Below are 1,900 nucleotides of genomic sequence, written 5' to 3'. Positions count from 1 at the left end.
GCAAGGAGCGGGTCGATCACGACGAGACCATCAGCATCGGCGACAACCGCACCGAAGATGTGGGGATCAACGAGACCATCACGATTGGGGCGAACCGGACCAAGACGGTGGTGCAGAACGAGACCGATACCATCGGTGGCGCCTGGACCATCACTGTAGCGAAGATGAAGATGGAAACCATTGCCCTTGCGTCGATCCAGAACGTCGGTATGGCGCGCATGGAAAACGTGGGCCTTGGCTACGACCTGAATGTAGGGTTGGCGATGGCGACCATTGTGGGAACGCACAAGGTGACCAAGGTGGGCAATGAATATTCCATCACTGCGGGCGATGAATTGTCCATTACGGTGGGCAAGGCGAGCATGGTGATGAAGTCCGACGGCACGATCACCATCAACGGGCACACGTTCAGCGTGGGAACCACCGACGAACAAACCTTCAAGGCCGATGGCAACATCACCCTGAAAGGCAAGAAGATTCTGGAGAACTGATGAAGCAAGCCAAACAAGCCGGCAGCAGCCTGCCGGTCACCGAATCCGCGCAGCCGGAAGGTCTGTTACATGACGTGATCGTGCAAACGCCGCAGCGGCCTGCACGCGCCGACGGCATTGCCGTGGGAACCTTCGATGGTATCGGCACCGACGGCGGCGCCTTGGTCAGCATCGCCACGTTTGGCCTGAGCCGCATCCGCGCCCGTAGCATCAGCCCGCTCGATCCGAGCAACATCGGCCAAGCGCTGGCGCTGGGTTTCGAGGGCGGCGATCCGATGCAGCCGATTATTCTTGGCCTGATGCTGGCCGCGCCAGCGGTGCCTGCGTCCGCCCCTACCGACGTGCTGCTCGACGGCGAACGCGTGGTACTCACCGCCGAGCACGAGATCGAACTGCGCTGCGGCGAGGCGGCGCTAATCCTCAGTGCGGATGGCCGCATTCAGCTACGCGGCACGTACATCACTAGTCACGCCAGTGCGACACAGCGCATTCTCGGCGGTTCAGTCAACATTAATTAAGTGCGGGGTTTCTTGTGGAAGTGATCGTAGCATCCAAAAATATCGCTGTAAACATCAGCTTTCTGCCAGACATAACCGGTCGAGATCATCTCGTTGTTGTGGCCAAAAGCACTTGGCAAATTCCAGAGATGGGACAGCGAGCGCGCCCTATCCAGCCTCAGGCTATCGAGCAAGCCGACGTCTTCGTCGGCGAGCCGGGATCAAGCGCCATGCTCTACGGCTCCGATATGGCACGTTTTAAACCGCGTTGTGATGTTTTGTTCAATGCGAGCGCACATGCACCCAATGGGCTACCTGTAGAGGAATTAGTCGTTGCCTGGCAAGTGGCATCGCTGCGCAAGGGGTTGCGGGTGCACGGAGAGCGCCGGTGGAACAAGCGGCTCGGTTTTACTTCCCTTTCAGCAGCTCAACCTTTTGTAAAAATACCGCTTCACTTCGGGATGGCATTTGGCGGGACCCGCAGCTATAAAAAAGGCTGGGGTAACAGTGCCCAGGTCCTAAGTGAGTGCCTGCCTGCCAATCCATCCGGTATCGGGTGGTTCGGCGCTCGTGCCGAAGACGAAATTGGTGGCGAGCCAGCGCCGTGCTTGGAAGCGATGGATGACCCCGTTCGCAAGCCGAACGGCAAGCAGGTACCGGTCGGATTTTCCGCGATCGCGCGCCACTGGTATCCACGTCCTCAGTTCGGTGGAAGCTATGATGAGCGATGGCAAAAGGAAGTATTTCCGTTCCTTCCAGATGACTTCGATGATCAATTTAATCAAGGCTCTATGCCGTTTTGAGTGGAACTGGACAGCCGGCACGGTAGATGGTAGATCGCAACGGAGCGGCGGCTGGTTGTAGTGGATTGGCCGGAAGGTTTTTAAACTTGGACATGCGAAGGTAGGCGAT

3 protein-coding genes are annotated in these 1,900 nt (G+C 57.9%); all 3 read left to right on the top strand.

Annotated features, from left to right (window positions below):
* Nucleotides 1-491 (top strand): bacteriophage T4 gp5 trimerisation domain-containing protein (locus F1735_RS33305; RefSeq protein WP_222853166.1); only part of this gene is annotated, 491 nt, incomplete at its 5' end.
* Nucleotides 491-1,009 (top strand): DUF6484 domain-containing protein, encoded by a 519-nt coding sequence (locus F1735_RS33300; RefSeq protein ID WP_167241260.1) that lies wholly within the window; start codon nucleotides 491-493, stop codon nucleotides 1,007-1,009. The genes F1735_RS33305 and F1735_RS33300, both read left to right, overlap by 1 nt.
* A gap of 14 nt (nucleotides 1,010-1,023) precedes the next feature.
* The gene (locus F1735_RS33295; RefSeq protein WP_167241250.1) at nucleotides 1,024-1,791 is read left to right on the top strand and encodes a DUF2169 family type VI secretion system accessory protein; all 768 of its coding nucleotides are present in this window, start codon (nucleotides 1,024-1,026) and stop codon (nucleotides 1,789-1,791) included.
* The last annotated feature ends 109 nt before the right edge of the window (nucleotides 1,792-1,900 follow it).

This window comes from Massilia genomosp. 1 (assembly GCF_011682185.1).
Lineage (GTDB): Bacteria > Pseudomonadota > Gammaproteobacteria > Burkholderiales > Burkholderiaceae_D > Telluria_A > Telluria_A rubra.
Note: the sequence above shows the minus strand (reverse complement) of the source record. Positions and strands in the feature narration are given on the sequence as shown.